Origin of the sequence: uncultured Abyssibacter sp. (assembly GCF_964000955.1) — a bacterium.
Lineage (GTDB): Bacteria > Pseudomonadota > Gammaproteobacteria > Nevskiales > OUC007 > Abyssibacter.
In genome coordinates, this window is the sequence record NZ_CAXFCL010000254.1 from 1 (window position 1) to 3,319 (window position 3,319).

The 3,319-nt window shown below is 68.3% G+C and carries 4 protein-coding genes; all 4 read left to right on the forward strand.

Features of this window, described 5'->3' with window-relative positions; genetic code table 11:
• On the forward strand, positions 1-929 hold a 929-nt coding region (locus tag ABNS06_RS12300; RefSeq protein ID WP_348674894.1), incomplete at its 5' end, for a cytochrome ubiquinol oxidase subunit I.
• Complete coding sequence (gene cydB, locus ABNS06_RS12305) at positions 922-2,055, forward strand: cytochrome d ubiquinol oxidase subunit II (RefSeq protein ID WP_348674895.1); 1,134 nt, start codon at positions 922-924, stop codon at positions 2,053-2,055. The genes ABNS06_RS12300 and cydB, both read left to right, overlap by 8 nt.
• A 12-nt stretch (positions 2,056-2,067) precedes the next feature.
• A complete protein-coding gene (gene cydX / locus ABNS06_RS12310; RefSeq protein ID WP_348674896.1) occupies positions 2,068-2,196 on the forward strand; it encodes a cytochrome bd-I oxidase subunit CydX in 129 nt (42 codons plus the stop codon).
• Positions 2,196-3,319: TolC family protein (locus ABNS06_RS12315; RefSeq protein ID WP_348674897.1), on the forward strand; the 1,124-nt coding region annotated here is incomplete at its 3' end. The genes cydX and ABNS06_RS12315, both read left to right, overlap by 1 nt.

Below are 3,319 nucleotides of genomic sequence, written 5' to 3' on the forward strand. Positions count from 1 at the left end.
ACCGGGCGTTCGCCAAGCGGTCGATGGCGGTTGCGGCCAGCTTCGGGCTGGCGTCGGCGCTGTCGGTGGTGGTGCTGGGTGACGAATCCGGCTACACGGCCACCGAGCACCAGAAGATGAAGATTGCCGCGATCGAGGCGATGTGGGAGACCGAGCCGGCGCCGGCCGGGTTCGCGCTGTTCGGCTTCCCGGACGTGGATGCGCGTGAGACTCACGCCGAGGTGAAGATTCCCTGGGCGCTGGGCCTGATCGCGACCCGTTCCATCGACGAGGAGATTCCGGGCATCAACGAACTCGTCGAGCACAACCGCGAGCGCATCGTCAGCGGCGTGCAGGCGCATGGCGCGTTGCAGGAGCTGCGCGAGAATCCGGACAACACGGCCGCGCGTGAGCGCTTCGACGCCCACCGTGAGGATCTCGGCCACGGTCTGCTGCTGCTGCGCCACGTGGACGACCCGGCCGAAGCCACCGAGGCCGATATCGACGCCGCCGCGGAATCGACGATTCCCGACGTGCCGGTGCTGTTCTGGGCCTTTCGCGTGATGGTGGCGCTGGGCTTCTTCTTCATCGCCCTGTTCGCGTTCGCGTTCTATTTGTCGGCCAAGCAGCAACTGGAACGTCATCGCTGGTTCCTGACGCTGGCCTGCGTCGCGCTGCCGCTGCCGTGGATCGCGGCGGAACTGGGGTGGATCGTCGCCGAGTACGGCCGACAACCCTGGTCCATCGAGGGCGTGCTGCCGACCTTCCTCGGCGTATCGGCGACCTCGGCCACCAATGTCGTGCTGTCGCTGACCGGGTTCGTGGTGTTCTACACGGCCCTGCTGGTCGTCGACGTGTTTCTCATGCAACGGATGATCCGACGCGGTCCGGACGGGCTGGGCTACTGGCCCGCGACCGGCGCGCCGACCCAAGGAGTGCAGCATGCTTGACTATGAAATCTTGCGAGTCATCTGGTGGCTGCTGTTGGGGGCGCTGCTGATCGGCTTCGCGGTGATGGACGGCTTCGATCTGGGCGTGGCCACGCTGTTCCGCTGGCTGGGCCGCGACGATGACGAGCGCAGTGCGTTTCTGGAGACGATCGAGCCGGTCTGGGACGGCAACCAGGTGTGGTTCATCCTCGGTGGCGGTGCGGCCTTCGCGGCCTGGCCGCTGCTCTACGCCGCGTCGTTCTCTGGGTTGTACCTGGCGATGTTGCTGGTGCTGCTGTCGCTGATCCTGCGTCCGGTCGGGTTCATGTTCCGCAACAAGGTGCCGGATGCCCGCTGGCGCAGGGTCTGGGACTGGGCGCTGTTCATCGGTGGCGCCGTGCCCTCGCTGCTGTTCGGCGTGGCCTTCGGCAACCTGTTCCTGGGGCTGCCGTTTCACATCGACGGTCTGGCGCGCCCGGTTTACACCGGCAGCTTTTTCGCGCTGCTGCATCCGTTCGCGCTGCTGGTCGGCGTCGTCAGCCTGAGCATGCTGGTGCTCCAGGGCGCCACCTACGCGGCACTGAAGGTCGGCGAGCCGATGGCGGGCCGGGCACGCTCGGCTGGCTTCTGGAGCGGGCTGGTGCTGCTGGTGACGTTCTCCCTGGCCGGGCTTTGGCTCCCCGGCATCGAGGGCGCACGAATCGTCGGTGCCGCCGATGTCGCGGGTCCGTCGAATCCGCTGCGCAAGGAAGTGATCCTCGAGGGCGGCGCGTGGCTGGCGAACTTCGGCACCTATCCGTGGATGATCGCGGCGCCGGTGGTGGTGTATCTCGCCGCCATCGCCAGCATGTTGCTGCTGCGCGCCGGTCGTGCCGGCCTGGCGTTCGTCACCAGCAGTCTGGTGCAGGCCGGGGTGATCCTCACCGCGGGCTTTGGGTTGTTCCCGTTCCTGATGCCCTCATCGACCGTGCCGGGCGCCGGCCTGACGGTCTGGGATGCGTCCAGCAGCCAGGCCACGCTGTTCATCATGCTGGTCGCGACGCTGGTGTTCCTGCCCCTGGTGCTGCTCTACACCGCGTGGGTGTTCCGCGTGCTGCGGGGCACGGTCACGCTGGAGCATGTGCGCGGTCAGGCTGATCATTACTAGGAGGTTTCGACGATGTGGTATTTCGCCTGGATTCTGGGTCTGGGACTCGCCCTGACCTTCGGCGTGCTCAACGCGATGTGGTTCGAGCTGCGTGACGAAGACGCGGCGGGCACGTCCGACGGGGCGTCCGGAGGCCGCTGATGCGCTGGTTGCTGTTCTGCCTCGGCGGCTGCATCGCTGTGCCGGGATATGCCGCGAACGAGGAGCTGCGGACACTGCTGACGCAGACGCTGGAGCATCCCGGTGTCGTCGCCGCCGCGCAGCGCGAGGATGCCGCGCGGGAGGGTTTGTCCGCGGCGCGCGGCCAGTGGTTTGGTGCCGGCGGGCTGCGGGCATCGGTGTCGCGTTACGAGGATCAGCGCTTTCTCGGCGTGCTGTCGCCGGCGGCGCTGGCGAACCCGCCGTTCGCGGAGGAGATGACCGCCTACACCGCGTTTTATCGCCTGCCCATCGACCTGAACGGCGCCGTGCGTGCAGCGCGGGACGCGGCCCGCTCCGATCTGCGGCAAAGCGAACTCGCGGCCCGGCAGGCCCAGTTGCTGAAGCTGCACGACGCCGTGGCGGCCTATGTGGGCCTGTCCGCGTTGCGCGTGCAGCAACAGGCGCTGGAAACCCAGCGTCGGCGCGTGGAGCAAACCGTCAACCGGGTGCGCGAACTGGTGGAATCCGAGCAGGCATCGCGGGCTGAATTGCTGCTGGCCCAGGCCGAACTCGCGCGCTTGCAGTCCGACGAGGTGCGACTGGTCGGCGGGGTTCAGGAAGCGCTGGTCGCGCTGGAGGAGGCGACCGGGTCCAATGCCATGCCGAGTCATGAAGACATCGTCGTGCCGGACTGGCCGACCGCACCTGACGAGTTTCTGCCGGCGCAACTTGCCGATGCCTCCGCGCAGGCTTCCGCGGCGCGGGCTCGCGAAGCCAGACGACGGCTGTGGCCCCGCCTGTCCGCGCAGGCCGACTACACCCAGTTCCAGGGCAACGGGCACGACCCGGATGCCTGGAGCATCGGCGCGATGATCGAGCTGCCCATCAGCGCGTCGGTCTGGTCGGGCGCGTCGGCGGCCGAGGCCCAGGCGGCGGCGGCGCAGAACGATCAGCGCGCCGCCGAGCGGGGTGCGTGGCGACGCTGGGCGTCGCTGGCGGCGAGCTACCGCACGGCTCAGGCCGATGCGGAAGCGCTGAGCGCCGAGATCGCGGCGCGCCGGGAGGTGGTCGACGTTCAGGCCGAATTGCAGCGTGTCGGCATGAGTTCGCTGGAGGACCTGCT

Excerpts from the sequence above, each read along its gene's own strand:
- cydB (WP_348674895.1), top strand. The coding sequence starts at position 922 with ATGCTTGACTATGAAATCTTGCGAGTCATCTGGTGGCTGCTGTTGGGG.
- cydX (WP_348674896.1), top strand. The coding sequence starts at position 2,068 with ATGTGGTATTTCGCCTGGATTCTGGGTCTGGGACTCGCCCTGACCTTC.